This is a genomic window from Paenibacillus sp. 598K (assembly GCF_003851045.1).
Taxonomy (GTDB): Bacteria; Bacillota; Bacilli; order Paenibacillales; family Paenibacillaceae; genus Paenibacillus_D.
The window spans coordinates 18,487-38,454 of record NZ_BFBX01000092.1; the positions used below are offsets into that span (position 1 = coordinate 18,487).

Annotated in this window: 15 protein-coding genes; 5 read left to right on the forward strand and 10 right to left on the reverse strand. The window is 56.8% G+C overall.

From position 1 onward, the window contains the following. Positions 1–53 precede the first annotated feature (53 nt). From PA598K_RS24785 to PA598K_RS24805, 5 genes are all read right to left on the reverse strand, one after another. Positions 54–3,530 carry a carbohydrate-binding protein gene (locus tag PA598K_RS24785; protein WP_260405593.1) on the reverse strand — a complete coding sequence of 1,159 codons (3,477 nt, stop codon included), beginning with the start codon at positions 3,528–3,530 and terminating at the stop codon, positions 54–56. A gap of 172 nt (positions 3,531–3,702) precedes the next feature. Next, complete coding sequence (locus PA598K_RS38890; protein ID WP_128659541.1) at positions 3,703–6,942, reverse strand: beta-xylosidase family glycoside hydrolase; 3,240 nt, start codon at positions 6,940–6,942, stop codon at positions 3,703–3,705. Between the two features lie 438 nt (positions 6,943–7,380). Continuing rightward, complete coding sequence (sigK, locus tag PA598K_RS24795) at positions 7,381–8,082, reverse strand: RNA polymerase sporulation sigma factor SigK (protein WP_128659542.1); 702 nt, start codon at positions 8,080–8,082, stop codon at positions 7,381–7,383. Positions 8,083–8,232: 150 nt separating this feature from the next. Continuing rightward, entirely contained in the window at positions 8,233–8,571 is a 339-nt protein-coding gene (locus tag PA598K_RS24800) for a DUF1904 family protein (RefSeq protein ID WP_128659543.1), read from the reverse strand. A 63-nt stretch (positions 8,572–8,634) separates the two neighbouring features. Next, a complete protein-coding gene (locus PA598K_RS24805) occupies positions 8,635–9,762 on the reverse strand; it encodes a phosphodiester glycosidase family protein (protein ID WP_128659544.1) in 1,128 nt (375 codons plus the stop codon). Positions 9,763–9,925: 163 nt separating this feature from the next. On the opposite strand from PA598K_RS24805, the gene PA598K_RS24810 reads away from it, so the two are divergent. Then, the gene (locus tag PA598K_RS24810; RefSeq protein ID WP_128659545.1) at positions 9,926–10,534 is read left to right on the forward strand and encodes a 3'-5' exonuclease; all 609 of its coding nucleotides are present in this window, start codon (positions 9,926–9,928) and stop codon (positions 10,532–10,534) included. A 90-nt stretch (positions 10,535–10,624) separates the two neighbouring features. Here the strand turns inward: PA598K_RS24810 and PA598K_RS24815 are convergent, their stop codons facing one another. Next, positions 10,625–11,353: a stalk domain-containing protein gene (locus tag PA598K_RS24815; protein ID WP_128659546.1), complete on the reverse strand. Its 729-nt coding sequence runs from the start codon at positions 11,351–11,353 to the stop codon at positions 10,625–10,627. 355 nt (positions 11,354–11,708) lie between these two features. On the opposite strand from PA598K_RS24815, the gene PA598K_RS24820 reads away from it, so the two are divergent. The 4 genes from PA598K_RS24820 to PA598K_RS24835 all read left to right on the forward strand — a co-directional run bounded on the left by PA598K_RS24820 (position 11,709) and on the right by PA598K_RS24835 (position 16,948). Continuing rightward, positions 11,709–12,368, forward strand: a complete 660-nt coding sequence (locus tag PA598K_RS24820) for a potassium channel family protein (RefSeq protein ID WP_128659547.1) — start codon at positions 11,709–11,711, stop codon at positions 12,366–12,368. After that, a complete protein-coding gene (locus PA598K_RS24825; RefSeq protein ID WP_376739073.1) occupies positions 12,358–13,746 on the forward strand; it encodes a TrkH family potassium uptake protein in 1,389 nt (462 codons plus the stop codon). Before PA598K_RS24820 ends, PA598K_RS24825 begins: the two co-directional genes overlap by 11 nt. Before the next feature lie 209 nt (positions 13,747–13,955). Beyond that, positions 13,956–15,896, forward strand: a complete 1,941-nt coding sequence (locus PA598K_RS24830) for an AraC family transcriptional regulator (RefSeq protein WP_128659549.1) — start codon at positions 13,956–13,958, stop codon at positions 15,894–15,896. Continuing rightward, positions 15,893–16,948, forward strand: a complete 1,056-nt coding sequence (locus PA598K_RS24835) for an NAD(P)/FAD-dependent oxidoreductase (protein WP_128659550.1) — start codon at positions 15,893–15,895, stop codon at positions 16,946–16,948. The genes PA598K_RS24830 and PA598K_RS24835 overlap by 4 nt, the downstream gene beginning before the upstream one ends. 101 nt (positions 16,949–17,049) lie before the next feature. Here PA598K_RS24835 and PA598K_RS24840 read toward each other — a convergent pair whose 3' ends face one another. The 4 genes from PA598K_RS24840 to PA598K_RS24855 all read right to left on the reverse strand — a co-directional run bounded on the left by PA598K_RS24840 (position 17,050) and on the right by PA598K_RS24855 (position 19,952). Continuing rightward, entirely contained in the window at positions 17,050–17,499 is a 450-nt protein-coding gene (locus PA598K_RS24840) for a MarR family winged helix-turn-helix transcriptional regulator (RefSeq protein WP_128659551.1), read from the reverse strand. A gap of 139 nt (positions 17,500–17,638) precedes the next feature. Beyond that, entirely contained in the window at positions 17,639–18,511 is an 873-nt protein-coding gene (locus tag PA598K_RS24845; protein ID WP_128659552.1) for an urease accessory protein UreD, read from the reverse strand. Next, complete coding sequence (gene ureG / locus PA598K_RS24850; RefSeq protein ID WP_128659553.1) at positions 18,471–19,169, reverse strand: urease accessory protein UreG; 699 nt, start codon at positions 19,167–19,169, stop codon at positions 18,471–18,473. The genes PA598K_RS24845 and ureG overlap by 41 nt, the downstream gene beginning before the upstream one ends. A gap of 84 nt (positions 19,170–19,253) precedes the next feature. Next, positions 19,254–19,952, reverse strand: coding sequence for an urease accessory protein UreF (locus PA598K_RS24855; RefSeq protein WP_307719895.1), 699 nt, complete (start codon positions 19,950–19,952; stop codon positions 19,254–19,256). Positions 19,953–19,968 lie beyond the last annotated feature (16 nt).

Below are 19,968 nucleotides of genomic sequence, written 5' to 3' on the forward strand. Positions count from 1 at the left end.
GCCATCCTAAAAAACACCCCCTGGTTCCAATACGGGAACCAGGGGGTGTTTGGTTATTGTATGAAAATCTTGGCTGCCACACGCGACAAATCTTCGATATCGACCTTGCCGTCGCCATTCAGATCTGCTACCTTGGCCGTATCCCAATCGGCGCTAGCCGTATCCTTGCCGTAGTGGTATGCGACCATCGCCAGATCGCCGACGCTGATTTTGCCATCGCCGTTCAGATCCTCCGATGCTTGCTTCACGACCGCTGCCTTGAATACCTCGATCGCTTCCTTCAGCGCATCGACCGCTCCGTTCACTTGCGTCTGTGTCGCGCCCGCGTTGTCTTTGACCGCTGTGGCCGCTGCGATCGCTTGCGTCAGCGCATCCACTGCCGCTTGCGGGTATTGTCCTGGCTTCGTGCCCACGACTGCTGCGTCTGCCAGTCCTTGTGCGCTCGCGATCGTTTCCGTCAAGGCCGTCTTGTCGACGACGATATCCGGGCTGCCGACGGCGATCGTCTTGCTGCTGCCGCTCGCCTGAACGGTTGTGCCTTCAGGCGCCGTTCCCAGCTCGGCATGGGTGACTGCGATCGCGCCGCTCGTGTTCGATACGCCCGCCTTCACGCGGAACGTCACGTTCAGCAGCGCTTGCTCGACCGATGCTCCGCCGATGCTCGCCGTGATTAGCCGCACTTCGCCGGTTGTTTCATTGTTCTCCGCCACGAGGCGGACATTGTCCGCCGCGCCTGCGGCGCTTACGTATTCGAACACGTCGCTGTTATAGCTCAGCGTCACATCCTGCGCATAGACTTCTTGCGGTACATGCTGCAAGCCTACTCCCACCTGGAACGTGCTGCCCGGCTTCACGCTGCCGTCCGCCGTCAACACCGTCGTTGGCGCTTGCGGCTCGGCTGGCGGCCAGATCGGGTTGGCAGTCGAGGTGCTCGTCGTCAGGTAGATGCGGTCGATGATGAGCCCGTCTTCCCTTCCCCAGAAGTTCAGTTCATGCACGCCTGCGGCAATGTTCAGCGTCGTGCCTCCTGTGACGACCGTGCCGCCATTGCTCAGATTGGCCCAGTTGAACTGACTGTTGCTCACGCCTTGAATACCGTTGACCGTGAAGCGATACTCATTGTTCAGACCGACGTGGACAGAGTCGGAGTTGTAATCGACGCTCTTGGCCAGTATCCATAACTGATAGGTGCCTGCCGTCTCAAAATTGATCTTGTAGCTCAGTCTGGAGCCCGTTGCGAGCGTTGCCGCATCCGTGCCGGTCATGTTAAAGCCGGTATCCGGCCCGAACATCATCGCTTTCGTAGACTGTCCGTCCACAAGCGTCCAGCTATGCCCATCAATCACGCCCGTCACATAGGCATTCTCCGTATTGTCTGCCGCCGTCTCCGCTTCGATCGCTACGAAAGCCGGCTTGTCGACGGTGACGCGAATCGTCGCCGTAGCCGCTTCGCCCAACTCGCCCCGATAGCTGACTGTCACTTCGGTCGAGCCGCTTCCTTTGGCCGTGATCGTCCCGTTCGACACCTCGGCGACGCCAGGGCTCGGATTGCTGTAGGTAGCAAGGCGGGTAACATCCGCCAGCCTGCCGTCCATATATTCAGCCGTTACCTTAAACGTCGCAGAGCGCCCCGCTTCGAGCGCGACCGCTGCGTTGTCGACCGTGATCTGCTTCACCGTCAGCTCGCTGTTCAGATCCTTGACGAGCAGATGGATCGTGTCGCTCTTGCCGCCATAGCTGATGTTGACGCTCGTCGAGCCGTACCCGACGCCGGTGACGACGCCTCCCTCGACGCTGACGATGCCGCTCTGACCTGGCGTTGCCACGACAGCGCTCGTCACTACTTCGCTCGTGCCGTCGGTGTAGATCGCTTTCACCTGCAGCGCTGCCTTGTTCGTTCCGCTGACGATGTCGAGCTTATGCTTGTCGATCGACGCGTTGATCGCCGCCAGCTCGCGCGTCTCGCTGCGCTCTTCGAACTGCCAGTAGTCGACCTTGAACAGATCGCCGCCAGTTGCGCCGCGGTATACCATATAGAGGTCATGGACGCCTGTGGCGCCGGTGATCGCGGTCGTCTTCCTCTGCCAGTTGTTGACTCCCCCGGTATGGGAGACAGACAGCGTGCCGATCAGCGGACCGGTCGCGCTATCCAGTCGCAGCTCGATCGTCCCGCCGTTTCCGTCGCTTGCCACATTGGCGGTGAACGTACCTGCGCCTTGCTGGCCAAAATCAACCTTGGATAATGCCGTCCAGTCGCCGTCCTGGATTTTGCTGACGGCCAGATTGAGTCCGCTGACCAGGGCACCCGGCTCTGTCGTCGCTTCGGTGGAGATGCCGCCGTTCCAGGCAAACGCTTCCGCTTCTACGCGCGCGTAGGGATTAAAGTTATTGAGTTGTGTCGGGCCCTTGTAATCGCCGGTGATGTCCTGAATGACGCCGTTTGCGTCAAATGTTAATTTGTTGATGTGCGCATTGCGGTAGCCGTGGGCTTGCCCGCCCATCTCCGGCATCGTGTCGCTCTCCGCCATCGCTTTGGCGAGCGTCTGGGCATGGTAGACGATATACGACTCGCCCTTGAAGTCGAAGATAGCATGATGGTTGTTGCCGCCGACGCCGAAAAACACCGACGGGTTAGGCAGAATCGTCTTCACGTAAGTGAACGGACCAAGCGGGTTGTCGCTGACCATATAAGCGATCGTTCCCGCCGGATGGTCTGGACGGTTGCCGCTGGAGAAGTTTGTGCAATAGGAATAATAGTATTTGCCGTTGTATTTGTTGATGCCCGAATCCTCGAACAGCCACGGCGGGTTGATCGGCTTCGCCACGCCGCCACTGGCCGCCAGATCAAGGCTGATCATATCGTCGCCCAGTTTAGCTACGCGAGCCGTACCCGGGTCGGATTCCTTGCCCGCAGGCACGCCGCCGCCGAAGTAGATATAGGCGCTGCCATCGTCATCCACCAGTACGGCAGGGTCGAACAGCCACGTGACGTCAGCGACGCCTGGCGTGCCGCTGCGGCTGATGAGCGCTTTGCCCAGCGGATCAACGAACGGTCCGATTGGACTGTCAGCGGTCAGGACGCCGATGCCGTTGGCGCTGTCCGCGAAGTAGAGGAAAAATTTGTCCTGGCCGTTAATTTTCTTGTGCGCCGCCGCCGGCGCCCAGGAATTGCTGGCCCATTTGGCCGCTCCCTGCGCTCCGGCGACAGGAATCTCGCCATGATCGGTCCAGTTCACCAGATCGTCCGAGGAGACGACCGTAATCTTGTTGATTCGGCCGTATGTGTTGTCGCGGACTGTGCCGTCCGCATTATACTCCAGAATGTCGTTGGTCATATAGATATAGATGCGTCCATCATACTCCAGCGCATAGGGGTCTGCTCCGAACTTGTGCGAGAACAGCGGATTGCCGTTGCCCGGCGTCTTCCCTATAGCCGGCGCTAGCGGCGCTTCCGCCGCCTGTGCCTGCGGCGCGACAGGTATCGCCAGCAAGGCGAGTGCCGCCACCATTACTATTGCTAGCCGTTTCATCCATCTTCTCATGAGATTCGTTTCCACCTTTCATGAATGATTCCTTAGAGCATGCCGCAGTTTTTTCTTGCCAGCCAACACCTCCTCTCAGGATGTCTGCCGGCTCGCCTTGCTCCGGCTGCTCAGCCGGAGCAAGGCTTGCTATACCGTGTATCAGGTTCGTCTCGGGCGGTTAACGGCCCAGCCTGGAAGCCACGTATACCAGATCCTCGATATCGATCTTGCCATCGAAGTTCATGTCGGCTGCCTTGGCCGCAGCCCAATCGGCGCTGTTCGCATCCTTGCCGTAGTGGTACGCGACCATCGCCAGATCGCCGACGTTGACCTTGCCGTCGTTGTTCAGATCGGCCGATGCTTGCTTCACGACCGCTGCCTTGAATGTCTCGACCGCTGTATGCAGCGCATCGACGGCTTCGTTCACCTGTGGCTGCGTCGCACCCGCATTCTCCTTGACGGCTGTTGCCGCTGCGATCGCTTCCGTCAGCGCATCCACTGCCGCTTGCGGGTATTGTCCTGGTTGCGTGCCGATGACCGCGCCGTCAGCCAGTGCTTGCGCGCTAGCGATCGCTTCCGTGAGCGCCGTCTTGTCGATGACGACGTCCGGACTGCCGACTGCGATCGTCTTGCTGCTGCCGATCGCCAGAACGGTTGTGCCTTCAGGCGCCGTTCCCAGCTCGGCATGGGTGACTGCGATCGCGCCGCTTGTGTTCGACACGCCAGCCTTCACGCGGAACGTCACGTTCAGCAGCGCTTGCTCGACCGATGCTCCGCCGATGCTCGCCGTGATTAGCCGCACCTGGCCAGCCGTTTCTTTGTCTTCCCCAACGACGCGGACATTGTCCGTCGCGCCTGCAGCGCTCACATACTCGAACACGTCGCTGCTATAGCTCAGCGTCACATCCTGCGCGTACACTTCCTGCGGTACATGTTGCAAGCCCACGCCCACCTGAAACGTGCTGCCCGGCTTCACGCTGTTGTCTGCCGTCAGCACAGTCGTCGGCGCTTGCGGCTCGGCTGGCGGCCATACCGGATCGGTCGTGGAGCCGCTTGTCGTCAGATAGATCCGGTCGATGATCAGTCCATCTTCCCTGCCCCAGAAGTTCAGTTCGTGGGTTCCCGCCGTCAGCGCCAGCGCGCTCCCCCCGGGTACGGTGGTACCGCCGTTGCTGAGGTTGACCCAGCGAAACTGGCTGTTGCTCACGCCCTGAATGCCGTTGACCGTAAAGCGATACTGATTATTCAGGCCGACATGGACGGAGTCCGAGTTGAAGTCCACGCTCTTGGCAAGAATCCATAGGTTGTAATTACCGGATACCGGAACGTTGATGCGGTAGCCCAATTTCGCTCCAGTAGCGAGCGTAGCTGCATCCGTACCGGTCATGGCGAATCCCGTGTCCGGGCCGAACAGCATCGCCTTGGTCATCTGGCCATCGACTAGCGACCACGTATGGCCTTGGATGATACCCGATACGTAAGCGTGCTCCGTGTTCTCCGCCGCTGTCTCCGCTTCGATAGCGATGAACGATGGCGAATCAAAACGAATCGTATAGATCGTCGTCTGCAAGCCTTCGCTGCTGACGGCCACTGTTGCTGCCCCCGGAATCGTCGACGCTTGTGTAATCGATACCGTAGCGCTAGGATCGTTGGCCGTCGCGCTCACTCGCGGCGGCGCTGAGTCAGCAGGGACATCAACCGCATACTCGTATCTGCCCTCGCTGAAGCCAGCGAGCGGCGCTCCGTTCACTTGCAGCGTTTTCAGATTCGTGTTGAAGTTCGAGCCTTCCAACTGCTCACCGATCCGGAAATAATCGAAATCGACGTAACCGCCGGCCGACTTGGTCGCAAAGTTGAACAAGCCGAAACGATACCCCATAAAATGCGGCAACGTATAGGACATTTGCAGCGTGTTGCCGATCGAAGCCCAACGCGCGCCGTCCAAGCTATAGTAAAAGTAACCTTTGTCTGTTCGGTTTTTGAAGTCCAGCTCGGTTCTCAGGTAGACTGTATCCTGATTGAGAGGAACCGCAGCAACCTCCGTCGCCGAGCTCGAATTGCCATTTACCATCACAATCGATTTGGTCGATCCGGTCATCTTGACGCCGACAAAGCCGTAGTTTGCCTGGAACGCGGTGATGCCCGCATAATCTCCGTCTTTCATGTTGCTGACATCGATCTTGACCGTCCCCGTGCTCTCCGGCCCGAACGTGCGCTGCGTCAAGGTGTTTCTCGCATTATGGATGCTTGTGCTCGTACGGCCGGTCGTCAGTCTTAAGTGACCCGGGCGCTCGGTGAGCGACCAATATCGGTTGTCCGGATTATGATTCCATTGCCACACCAGACCGAGATTGGAGCCGTTATGATCGTTCTCCCCGCTGGCTACCACAGTATGATAAGCAGCGACGGGCGCCGCCTGCTTATCGAACTCGTCGGAGGAAACCCACGACTTCGAGAGGTTGGCAGCAATGCCGGTATCGTTTACGTCGCCGAAGACCGGCCAGCCGTCCTCGCTCCATGTCATCGGGATGATGTATGGGATACGGCCGACCGAGCCGAAGTCCTGGAACAGCATGCCGTACCATTTGCCATCCGGGGTATCGACGATGCCGCCCTGCGCCACGCCCGCACCGCTCGTGCTGCTGCCGGAGCGCAGCGCGATTCGGCCCTCATACTGGCCGTCAATCGCATCTGCGCGGTGAATCAGTTGCGTACGAATGCCGCCTGATGGCCACGAGATATGGAAGATATAGTACTTGCCGTTAATCTTGTAGACATGCGACCCTTCCGCGCCCAGCCCGCCGCTGCCGCCGGGAGCGCTCGCATTTTGGATGATAACTTTGTTCATCCCGCCGGTTTTGATCGCTGTTGCGTCCGCCGTAAGCTCGACGATGCGGATCGTGCCGTTGCCGTAGACCATGTAGACCCGACCGTCGTCGTCGAACAGCAACGACATGTCATGATAGACGCCGCCTGCCAGCTCATATTTCTCCCAAGGTCCCTTCTCGATATCGGTCGTTTGGAAGATGAAGGTTTTGCCCACATCATTGGAAGCAAACGCTACGTAGAACTTGCCGTTATGGTGTCTGATGCTGCTCGCCCACGAGCCTTGGCCATACAAGTTTTGCCCGTTAGAGAGCGTCTGCTTGTCGCCCGCTGCGAGGATATCGTACAGATAGTTGACGATCTCCCAATTGACGAGGTCCTTGGACTTCATCACGGGGACGCCTGGATTCATATGCATCGTCGTGCTGGTCATATAGTAGCTGTCGCCCACACGGATGACCGAGACGTCCGGCACATCCGCCCAGATGATCGGGTTCGGGGCAGTGCTTTCGGCGGCTTGTGCGGCCAAGCCGGGGAGCAGGCTCATGAAGAGAGTAAGGATTAAGACGACTCCGACTGCCTTATTGCGCATCGATTGCAGCCTCCATTCTGTTCTGTTACAGCTTCCACAACAATTGACTTCATTGGAATGTTTGTCACATTTTTTTGATTTGTTGTAATTGGTAGCGCTTTAATAAATGAAGATGTCGATCCCTTCTACCCACGCGCAAACGGCTTACTCCACCTGTCCGGACGTCCGGAAAACTCTCTGCTCCCGCACTCCCGCCCGACTTGCCGCTTTGGCGACCCTTCCGCATTTCTGCAACCATTCGACCATTGCATCCCTCCCAGCCCTCTAATGTGCCCTAATTATAACTGGGCCTTTTGAAAATCACGATGTAATTTCTTTTTCGAAAGGTTGATTTTTTTGGTGCTTCGAGCGGGACAAAAAAGAGCGACGCCCAGGATATTCCACCTGTCATCGCTCTGCAAGAAATAAGTACAATATATCGTTCATAATGTGTGATATTTATCGTTTGACCTTATAAAACTCATGATATAGCTTCATCAGCGCCCGCTTCTCAATCCGCGACACGTAGCTGCGCGAGATGCCCAGCTCCTTGGCAATCTCCCGTTGCGTCCGCTCGTCGCCACCATGCACCAGACCAAACCGCCCGATGACGACTTCCTTTTCCCGGTCATCGAGGATATCCAGGTTTTTGTATATTTTGCTTTTCTCGATTTTGAGCTGCACCTTATCTGCCACTTCATCCGACTCAGTGCCGAGAATATCGATCAAGGTTATCTCGTTGCCTTCCTTGTCTGTGCCGATGGGATCATGCAGCGAGACGTCCTTGCGTGTCTTTTTAAGGGAACGCAAGTGCATCAGGATTTCGTTCTCAATACACCGCGCGGCGAACGTCGCCAGCTTTGTGCCCTTGCCCGTCTGAAAGCTCTCGATCGCCTTGATCAACCCGATCGTGCCGATCGAAATCAGATCCTCCAGATCCTCGCCGGTGTTGTCGAATTTCTTGACGATATGCGCCACCAGGCGGAGGTTGTGTTCGATCAGCAGATTGCGTGAGCGCTGATTGCCTTGGGCAAACAATTGCAAATGCTTGGCTTCCTCTTCTTCCTGCAGCGGCTGCGGGAACGCATTGTTTTTTACATAGGAGACAAGTAACGACAGTTGTTTGATAAACAAAGCCACCGCTGCAAATAAACCTGGCATGTCATCGGCCACCTCCACCATGTGATACCGGGGTCCCTGCTCCCCAGAACAAGACTGTTGTACAGTGTATGTAGGCGGCGGCCTAGAAGTGCCAGTACGGTGGAAAAATATCGGTTTGACGCGAAGGGTGTTGATTCGTGCTCAGACGCCTTACTCCGCGCTCACGGCAACCCCGTTGACATAGTAATCTTCCTCGCGATACGCGACAAACACCACCTCGACGTCTGCCAAGCCTATTCCGCTTAGAGTGTCAGTGACGATACGGGCGAAGCGGTCGCGAACCGCCGTTCCCCGCTCGAACCAGCCGACCTCGACAAATGCAAACGGCGGCTCTTGCGGCGGGCCGCCCCATAGAGCAGTCGTGTGCATAACGTTGATCGTGAAGTTGTCGGTCCCGCACTGGCAAAGCTCCGCCAGCTGTTCGACGAGCTGCGGAGCGGCTTCTTGCAGGCGATCTGGGGCTACGCCCCGAATAACAAGATGCGGCATAATGCGATGCCTCCTTTATTCATGGTGAAGGGCCGAAACCGTCATGGCTCCAGCCCCGCTATCTTAATACACAATCAATGCATTGCTAATATTCCGTCCCGGCGTCGTCAGATACTGGCCGTTGTAATACATCCCGCTGGAGGCGCCGCCGTCGAGGTTCATCGCCTGGTACGCGCCCGCCTGCTTCATCAGCTGCCCGAGCTGCGGGATCGTCGCTCCCCGCGAGGTGAGCAGGATCAGCTTGTGATCGCGGGTGAGGCCAACAGCGCTGCGAGCCCCTCCGTTCGTCAGAATCTTCGGATCGCGGAAGCCATTCAGATCGGGGTGGGACACTTGTCCGTTGACGACCAGTCGCGGCCCCGCCTGCAGCGCGCCGACCAGATCGCCCTTGGCGAAGCGATCGGTAAAATCGTCGCCGGGGATAAACTCGACGTTGTTGTTTTGGTCGAAGACGAGTACGGTGCGCGGATCGCCCGAAGCCTTTTTCACCACTTCTCCTTTATGGACCACATACCCGTATGGCGTTTTGTGCGCCTGGTCGGTATACGCGTCGAAAAACGTCCCGTTGATTGCCGCCAGCGCCTGATAGCGCGAGGCGATCGACTTCAGCGGCTCTGTCTTGCCGACCTCGCCGCCTGCCAGTCCAACCCCGAGATTAACCTGCGGATGCAGCAGCGTCACGGTGAGCATCTGCACCTCGAACGATTGGCGGCCTACCTTAAAGGTTTTTTTGCTGGAGATGATCCGCGCTTGCTGCTCCGGGGCCGACCCGCGCGGCACGACCGGCAGCTTGAGCAGATGATCGCCGCTGCCGGCGACGACTGCGCCGAGCTCGGACCGCCATTCGAGCGAGACGCCAAGCGCCTCGCCTACGAACCGCAGCGGCACATAGGTGACGCCCCGCTCGACGAACGGCGCCGCCTCCAGCGTGATCGACTGATCGCCGCGCTGCGCCTCGCGCTTGCCGACATAGAGACGGATGCGCTGATCGCCTTTGGCTATATCGACCCGTTGGTTGGGCTTATCCCAGGCGACTTGCGCGCCGAACGCTTCTCCGACGAGACGGATCGGCACGAAGGTGCGGTTATGCTGTTCATCGACCAGTCCGTACGATTTGGCTGCCGCTCCGACATACCCGGCCTGCAGCAGCAGCCCAAGGCATAGGATCAGGCAGAGACTTGCCTTCTTCATCATCCTAACTCCCTTTTCGACAAATTATGCAACATTCCTATTCTAATCGCCCTTGTCCGCTTTGTAAATTGTGCCAGGACGGCAGGAAATGTCTGGCCTATGTCGAAAACGTACTCAGAACTCTGAATCCTTAACGACTATGATATGAACAGAAGGTGAACTGATGCAGCTGGACAATATAACTGTACTCGACTTTGAAACGAGCGGTCTCGATCCGGTCCGCGACCGCGTCATCGAAATGTGCGCGATCCGTTGCGACAAAGGCGAGATCGTCGGCCGGTTCAATACGCTCATCCGCTTCGACGGACCGCTCGCCCCCAAGATTACCGAGATTACCGGCATTACCTCGCCGATGCTTGAGGGCGGCATGGACGAGGAGACGGCGTTTCGCATCCTGAATCGGATGATCGGCTCCAATCTGATCGTCGCTCATAATGCCGCCTTTGACCTCGGCTTCCTGCACCATACGCTGATGCGGCTGGCCGGCCGCTCCTTCAGCAACCACTTTATCGATACGCTGACGATCAGCCGGCTCTATCATACATACCCCCATACGCTGCAGGAGATGTGCAACCGATACGGCATCGAGCTCTCCCAAGGCCATCGCGCCGACTTTGATGTGCTGGCCACCTGGGAGCTGCTGAAACGATTCCACGCCGAGTACGACCTGGGCAGCCTCGTCAACCGGCTCGGCTACATCGAGAAATACGGCCCGCCCAAATGGGCGCCGGCCTGGGCTCAGCTCGAAGGACTTCGTCTTAAATATGCTTGAGTCACGAGGTGGATACATTACGTAAAGCTTGATTCTAAAAAACACCCCGCTGCTTGCCAATTATCGGCGAAACAGCGGGGTGGCTATGGTTTATTGGATATCTGTCATAAGTTCCATGTATTTCTCAACGCCCCGATTTGCTTTCTCGCCTGCATCCAGCGTAAGCGAATCGCCTCGGCTTCGATTGCTAAAATAGGAATTCAGATCAGCTTCCACCTCGGTTTTATGATATTTCTTCAGATTCTCATATGAAGCATCATGCGCCTTCAGCGCATCCGCATACTTCGAGAGAATTTGCTTCAGATCGTTACGTTCATTGTAGCGCTGCATCCAGCTTGTCAACGCATTGACTTTATCAACGATATCATTATACTTTTGCCGAGATTCCTCGAACGGATCGGATACCAGGGCAAAATCCTCTTCGTCCATCAGCATCGCATACGTAACTTCAAGATCGATCCCGTCTTCAAGCGCCTCTAGCGCCCGATATTGCATCGCAATTTCCGCATACAACTTGGCCTTGTCCAGCGACTGTTCGTGAGCCTCTGGCGATACCCCTTTTGGCTTTTGGATGTCTACCGTCTTGGTTGCGCCGTCCCATTTGTATTCCAGTCCTGCTTGCTGCAGCAGGTACAGTGGCACGAGCGTACGGTTATCGTAATTGATAGCTGGCGCATCCGCCACCTGGACTGGAACTCCCTCCACCGTCAGTCGGATAATATCATTGCCCTTGTAGCTTCCCCAAATCCCCGCCGCACTTACGACGCCCCCCAAACATAACGTCAAAACGCCAGCCAAAATGCCTACTTTCTTTTTCACTCTTATGCCTCCTCATTGTCAATTAGCTGCCTTGATTATCCATGGATTGTTTTCCGCACTTTGGACATAAGAGCATCTAGTTCATAATAATACCATCTTCTGCATCATCAGGATATATAGAAATTAGGTCGTAAGCCTTATGACTTCTATGCCTCTAGCCAGGGAATTAATCAGGTAAATCAACATCTGCAAGGATGTCTGCCGATAAGGATATAATATTTTGATAGGGTCATATTTACATTTGAGATCGTTTGTCTTAGTATGAGGACGATAATTCCTCGCAGGACGGATGCAGCGCTGCCAGTCGAAGCGACCGCCGTACGACCTTGCACAGCAGAGAAGGGATCTGAGCGCAATGAAAAAACAATTTATCGTCATCGGACTCGGCCGCTTCGGTACGAGTCTGGTCCGCACCCTAGTCAAGAATGGCCATGAAGTGCTGGCGGTGGACAAAAACGAGCAGCTGGTACAGGACATCGCCGATCATGCGACCCACGCGCTCCAGGCAGACAGTACGGACGAATCGGTGCTGCGAGAGCTGGGAGCCAGCAACTTTACGCATGCCATCGTCGCGATCGGCGACGACCTGCAGGCGAGCATTCTGACGACGCTGCTGCTCAAGGAGCTGCGGGTACCCAAAGTGACCGCCAAAGCGAACAACGAGATGCACGGCCAGGTCCTTAGCAAGGTCGGAGCAGACCATATCGTCTACCCCGAACGTGATATGGCGGCCCGGCTCGGCAAACAGCTCAGCTCCGACAATCTGATCGATTTTATCGAGCTCTCGCCTACGTACAACCTCGTCGAGTTCAAGGCGCCTCGTTCGATGAATGCCAGATCGCTGGCGCAGCTGAATATTCGCGCCAAGTACGGCTGTACGGTGATGGCGGTCAAAACAGGCGATTATATGAATATTTCGCCGAAGGCAGAGGACCTCGTCTATACCGGCGATGTCTTGATCATGATCGGCAGCAATGAGGATATCCGCGAACTGGAAGATGACTATGAGCAGTAAGAGGGATCGCTCCGCAGCGTTTGACCTGCTCGTCGCGCTGGTTGAGCGGCTCAAAAACCGCACCAGTCCGCCGCAGCTCATCATCTTCGTCTTTTTCTGTCTGATCTGGATCGGCGCGCTGCTGCTGATGCTGCCGCATGCCTCGACCAGCGGCCAGTCAATTGGACTCATGAATGCTTTGTTCACCGCAACCTCGGCGGTATGCGTAAACGGCTTGGTCGTGCTCGATACCGGCAGCACCTTTACTACGTTCGGCCAAGTCATCATCATGGCGTTGATCCAGATCGGAGGGCTCGGCTTCATGACGCTCGGGGTCATGGTCGCGATTGTGCTCGGCAAGCGAATCGGCTTGAAGCAACGACTCATCCTCCAGCAAGCGACCAACTCCTCGTCGGCGCAAGGACTGGTCAAGCTGTCGATCTACATGGTGCTCATCGCCTTTGCGTTCGAAGCGTTAGCCTCGGTGATCCTGACGCTGCGCTGGCAGGCGGACATGGGGTTTGGACAAGCCGCCTACTACGCCTTGTTTCATTCGGTCTCGGCCTTTAACAATGCCGGCTTCGCCTTATGGTCGGATAGCTTGTCGAGTCATGCCGGCGATCCGATCGTCAACCTGACGATTATCCTGCTCTTCATTATCGGCGGGCTTGGTTATATCGTCGTCGTCGAGGTGTTCCGCAAGCGCTCGTGGCGCAAGCTGTCGCTTCATTCCAAGGTTGTACTGCTCGGGTCGGGGACTCTTCTTGTTGCCGGCTTCCTGCTCATCTACCTGCTGGAGAGCTGGAATCCGGCGACGTTCGGACATCTGGATGGCTCCGATCAAGTGTGGGCGGCCTTGTTCCAAGGAGCGACGCCCCGCAGCTCCGGCTTCAATACGGTCGATATCGCGAGCATGCTGACAACATCGCAGTTTTTGCTGATCATCCTGATGTTCATCGGCGCGGCTTCGGGCGGCACCGGCGGCGGTGTCAAGATCAACACGATTGTCGTGCTCGTGCTCGCCACCTTGAACACCTTTCGCGGTCAAGGCCAGATCCACGCGTTCGACCGTCGGATTGCCCCAGATGCCGTCATGCGGGCGCTCGCGGTCGTCTTGAGCTCGCTCGGGGTCGTACTGCTCGTCTCGCTGCTGCTGACGATCTCGGAGGGCATGCTGGAGGAGCATTTCCTCGAGGTGCTGTTCGAGGCGACCTCCGCCTTTAGCACGACGGGGATGTCGATGGGACTGACGAGCGAGCTGTCCCCGGTGGGCAAGGTGATCGTCATGCTGACGATGTTCGCCGGACGGCTTGGACCGTTGACGCTCGCTTTTGCGCTCGCGCAAAAGAAACGCACCTCCAAGATCGGCTACCCGGAGGATCATATCCTGATCGGTTAGCCCGGTGGAATTGAAGTAGAGGCTCGTACTGGGTGGGGGTAGTCGTAATCCCCTGCCTGTGCGAGCCTTTCGTTTGTTACAAAGCGATTCAGTCCGCCTGGAACACGCCGGACGCCTGGTCGAGAATAATTTTGGTTCCGGTGCTGACTTTAATTGAGAAATGTTATCACCTATAATGAATATAGAGCGATGTGTCAGGAGAGAAAGAGATGACTAATCATGAACAAGTCCGACTGTGGAACGATTCTTATCTGCATATTGTGGATATACGACATAGCCTAATGGAGCAAGGCGAGCGTCTGGTCGATTATCAATTGCCTGCCTGCGCGTTTATTTATTCCGTGCGTGGCCAAGCGCAAATCTGGCTGGACCATCAGCCACATGATATAAAACGATTTCACCTGTTTCATGGAGGCAAAGGAGCCCGAATTACGATTTGGGCGGAAGAAGATCTGGATTATTATATCGTTCTGTACAAGCCACTACCTGTTCTTCTAAGAGAGCAGGAGCTAACAAATTCAGCAGCCCCCGATGTTCCATTGATTCAGCGGTATGCATTCGTACCCGCGCGCCCGATCACGCTGCTGGAGATGGTTGAGCAGATGTACAGTGAATGGAGTACCCGGACAGAGCTATCCCGAATGCTGGTAAAGTCGGTTTTTTATCGGTTCCTCTACGAAAGCAACCTGCAGTGGGAGGAACAGAAATTTCAGCGTCCCCCTTCCGATTTCGCTGTTATGGCGAGAGGATATATCGAAGCGCATTATGAGGAACAGCTTACGCTTGCTGCCATTGCCAATGTGTTCAAGTGCAGCGAAGGACACTTATCCCGGCAATTCAAACAACGTTGGAACGTCAGCCCCATGCACTATGTGAATCATCTGCGTGTGGCCAAAGCATGCAAACTGTTACAACAAACCGATGCAACCTTGCAGCAGATCGCAGAGCATGTTGGGTTTCCCGATGCCCATTCCTTCAGCCGCAGCTTCAAAAAACAGATCGGACTGCCCCCTGCCCGTTATCGGAAACCTCAAGTCAACGATCTGGATTTGCCCAAGCTTATGCAAGGATTTGCACTTCAAGCAGAGCTTGGCCTCCCTTATACTGATACTGAAAATCATTATCAATATAGATTAGGGAGCGAGTTATCCATGCAGAAAAGAACAAAACTGGCCTTCGCCTCATTGGCCATGAGCATGACCTTACTTATGAGCGCATGTGGCGCGGGCAATGCAGAAACCGGAACGACCACTGCGGCCGAAAGCGCGCCAGCGGAGCAAAAGACACGTATTGTGTCCACTGCCAAGGGCGATGTTGAAATTCCCGCCAATCCGCAGCGCGTCGCAGCCGATCAATATATGGGACACTTGCTGAAGCTGGGAATTGTTCCCGTAGGTGTAAGGACATTCATGCTGCAAGAAGCCTGGCTGGAGAAATCGGGGATCGATCAGACGGTGCTGGATGGAATCGAAGATCTCGGTGATTTTCCTATGAATCTGGAAAAACTGGCGTCACTGGATCCCGATCTGATTATCAGCTCCATTAATGAGAACGGTGAACAGTACGAGAAAATCGGCACCACCCTATTTGTTCCCTATTGGGAGGAGCTCACGACTCCGGATCCATTGGACAAATTCCGCACGATTGGCTCCATATTCGGCAAGGAACAGGAAGCCGAGCAATGGATTAGTGAATACAAGGCACGAGTAGAAGAAGCTAAGGTGCAGATTAAGGACATCATTAAAGAGGGAGAAACCGTCTCCATTATTCAGATTGGCTGGAACGGATTATACGTGCTTGCCGCGCAAGGCGGCAACTACGGGAGCTCAACCATTTATCAAATGCTGGAACTTCCGCCCACACAGAAGGCTATGGATATGGAAAAAGGATTTGAGATGATATCCATGGAGGTGCTCTCGGAGTACGCAGGCGATCATATCTTCCTTTATGGGGCCGATGATGAGGGCAGTGAGTCCGTATTAGACAGCAAGCTTTGGAAGTCGCTTCCTGCCGTTAAGAACGGCAACGTCTATGCCTATGGCTCTTCGGGAGAGAAAAGCGATGAGTTCGTCATGGAAGATCCTTTTTCGTTGGACCTCCAATTGGAAAAAGTTGTGAAGGTCATGCTGGAAACGGAGAAGCTGAAATGACAGAAGCTCTCGAATTGTATGATATCACCATTGTAGGTGGTGGTCCGGCAGGGTTGTATGCTGCTTTCTATAGCGGCATGCGCGACATGAAGACCAAACTGATCGAAGCGCAAGACAAACTAGGTGGGCGTCTATTGATCTATCCGGAGAAAATGATCTGGGATGTCGGCGGCATGACGCCAATTCGTTGCGAGCGACTAATCGAGCAAATGATCCAGCAAGCCCAGACCTTCGATCCCGAGATCGTCCTGAGGCAGGAAATATCCGAGTTGGAGCGTCAGGAAGATGGGACGCTGCTGCTTACCACGACGACGGGTGAACGTCATCTTACGCGTACGCTGGTGCTGGCGCTCGGTTACGGCGTACTTAAGCTGGCGAAGCTGGATATAGAGGGAGCAGATCGCTATGAAGTTAGTAATCTGCATTATACCGTAACGGAGCTGGAGGTCTACCGTAATAAGCATGTTCTCATCTCCGGAGGAGGGAATTCGGCAGTGGATTGGGCCAATGCGCTCGAACCCATCGCGGCCAGCCTAACTGTCGTTCACAGGCGAGAGACGTTCAGCGGCCATGAGAAGAACGTCAAGCAAATGATGGCCTCTTCCGCCCGGGTTCTCACCGGACACGCGATTGCACAGCTTCACGGCAACGGCGAGTCCATAGCGGAAGTCTCGATTGCCAAAGTTAATGCTGAAGGCGCACTGGAGGCTGTCAGCGAACGGCTGCAGGTAGACGCGATTATCGTGAACCACGGTTTGCGTGGCGATTTTGGCGGCATCGCAAAATGGGGGCTGGAGATGGATCCATGGAGTATCCAGGTAGACGAGAAATTGGCCACCGCGATACCTGGTATTTTTGTCGCTGGCGATTCAGCAAACTATCGTAGCAAGCTGACACTAATGGCAGGTGCTTTTACGGATGCAGCACTGGCTGTGAATAGTGCGAAACTGTATATGGAGCCGGAAGCTTTGAAGATGGCCTATGTCTCCTCGCACAATAGTAAATTCAAAGCGAAAAACAAAGCGCTTGGCGTATCCGAAGAAGATAGTTAAGTGTCCGGGCGACTACGCAAAAAAACCCCTTGCCGCTTCATACCCGGCAAGGGGTTTTTTCGTTAATCCATGCAGCCCATCTGTACAATCGTCCTCTCGCTCTATCGAGGCGAGGTGACCATCTTGCGGATCAGCCGGGTCAGCTCGTCGACCTCAGCCTCGTCGAGGTCGCGCACCAGACGCTCCATGATGCCGATCCGTTTGTTATGGATGGCCTCGACCAGCTCCTGCCCCGCAGGGGTGATGCTGAGCAGGACGATCCTGCGGTCCGACTGGGACCGCTCGCGTCGGATCAGCTCCATCTCGATGAGCTGGTCGGCCAGACCCGTCACCGCGCCTGATGTGACGAACAACATCTCCGCGAGCGCAGACGCCTTGAGCGGTCCGCTCTCGGAGAGGATGATGAGGATTCGCGCCTGCGTCACGCCGAGTCCATTGATGCTTTCTTTATCCCATTCCGCTGCGATGAGCTTTTTCAACTGACGAAAAGCTTCATCGAGCGCGATCATTTCCTTGCGATCCCTATCACTGGGCCGGCTATGAGCTGCCATGACATGTCTCCTTCGTGCAAGAGCAGCTGTCCGTCAGCCGCCTGGCTTGATACCTATTAGCCTCTTATTATATCGCGAGTTGCCCGCAGTCGCAATCTTTGGCCAAGTGTAGCATGATCGGAAGGTCATGAACGCGCCTCTACTTGCGGAATTGGAGCGGCGGCAACGCCAGCAGCTCTCGGCGGACAGTGCGCCATGCAAGCTCAAGCGCCTCCTGCAGCTGCCATGCAGCGCGTCCGGCAGCTAGGACAGCCAGCCCGTGTCGATGCGTCAGCGACACGCCGCAGACGAGCTCTCCGTCCCGCAGCGGGAGCTGCTCCAACGCCTCGCGCACCGCCTCTGCATGGCTTGGCGCGATCCGATCGGCGAATACATAGAAGGTGCCCGTATGCGTCATATCCTCCCAGGCTCCCGGCGCGCGCAGATCATGGCGATCCGGCTCGACGCGCTGCCGCTGCGCGAAGATCAGCTCTTCCCCATAATAGACGCGCAGCCGGTTATCCAGCAGACGGTAGCGGAACGTCTCGCCCCGATGCGTGCGCCCGGGGCACAGCACCTCGATCTGCATCCAGACGGAGCCTGGCGACAGCCGCACCTCCGTATCGTTGCGCAGTGCCGCATCCCTGTACAGCATAAGCGGCTCCATCATGCTCTCCACCAGCGCGCCCGGCCCCAACGCGAACGAATGCCGCATCGACGCCCGGCCCTCCGGCGGACATGGATGAACCTTGGTGTAGCTCTGGTTGGTCAGGTACAACCGCGTATCGGCCTCTGCCTGCCAGTCAAACGTATAGTGATCGCCGCTCAGCAGCCCAGGCGACACATCCATAACGATCGCAGCGAGCTGTTCCTCGAGCGGGAACGTCTTGGCGATCTTGATCGGGGCGGTATGATACTTGTCTGTCAGGATCGTCTGTCCCTGCCGCTGGCGGAAGCGGGCGCGCAGCTCCGAGCTGTGCAGCGGATGGGGGTCAAGCGTGATGATGATGGGTATGCTCCACGCCGCGCGCATGGGCCAGCTCATGCTCGATCCAGTCGATGATCGTCCCGACGCCGTCGCCGCCATGCAGATTGGAGAACACATACGGACGGTCCCCGCGCATCCGCTTGGTGTCGCTCTCCATCACTTCCAGACTGGCGCCCACATAGGGGGCAAGGTCGATCTTGTTGACGAGCAGCAGATCGGAGCGCATGATGCCGGGGCCGCCCTTGCGCGGGATCTTCTCGCCCTGAGCGACGTCGATGATGTAGATGAAGCGGTCCACCAGCTCCGGGCTGAATGCCGCCGCCAGATTGTCGCCGCCGCTCTCGATGAAGATGACATCTAGCTCCGCGAAGCGGCTCTGCAGCTCTTCGATCGCCTCGAAGTTCATCGAGGCATCCTCGCGGATCGCCGTGTGCGGGCAGCCGCCGGTCTCCACGCCGATGATCCGCTCCTCCGGCAGCACGCCGGTGCCGAGCAGGATGCGGGCATCCTCCTTGGTGTAGATATCGTTGGTGATGACGCCGAGACTGTACTTGCCGCTCAGCTCGCGGGCGATCACCTCGACCAGCGCCGTCTTGCCCGAGCCGACCGGCCCGCCGATGCCGATTCGCAGCGGTCCCTGACCGACAATCTGTGGCGCCTCCCAGCCGCCATGATGATGGGTATGTCCTTGTCCTTGACACATATCGCATTCCTCCATTTGATCATTTCTACGGATTCGATCCCGTGCCTCTTCGGCTGTTTTCGGCAGCTTGAATATTAGCTTCATTTAAGACATAAACAAGCGTGAATATAGTGTCTCGTGCCGGATCATCGCCAGCTCCGCCAGCGGCATATCGGACCAGGCGTCCTCGGGCTCCATCGCCTGCACCAGCTCCCAGGCGGCCGGCGTGCGCGCGGCGCAGCGGGCGATGATCGCCTGACCCTCGGTCTGGCCGATCGCCATCAGCCGGAGCGCGCTGCCGATTGAGGTGACGATGCTGTTGTACAGATAGCCCTGCACCGATCGCTCCAGCGGAATGCCAAGCGCTGCGCATAGACAGCCGTAGACGAGCGGATAGGTTGCCAGCGCCTCGCCGGTTGCTGCGGCCCGAGTCAGCTGACGGGTATCGAGCTGGGGGAAGATCGCCTCGGCGAGCTTCAGCAGGCGACGTCCCATCTTCTCCATGCCGGTGCGCGTCTCGACCGCGAGCCGCTGCGCATGGACGAGTCGCTCGACGTCCCACGCGTCTGCCCAGCGGTCATCGCCGTCGGCCCGGTATACTGCCTTGACGATCATCGCGTCGGCGGGCGCCCAGCTCTGCAGCATCATCGCCGTCGTGTAGCGCTCCAGTTGCTCGGCTGTGCGTATCCGTCCTTCCTGGACCAGCGTCTCCAGGCCAAAGGAGTGCGAGAAGCCGCCGATCGGCAGCGCCGAGTCAAGCAGCTGCTGCAGCGCCAGCCAGGCGATAGCCGGGTCCATCGGCATATAGGCCTGCTCCCGC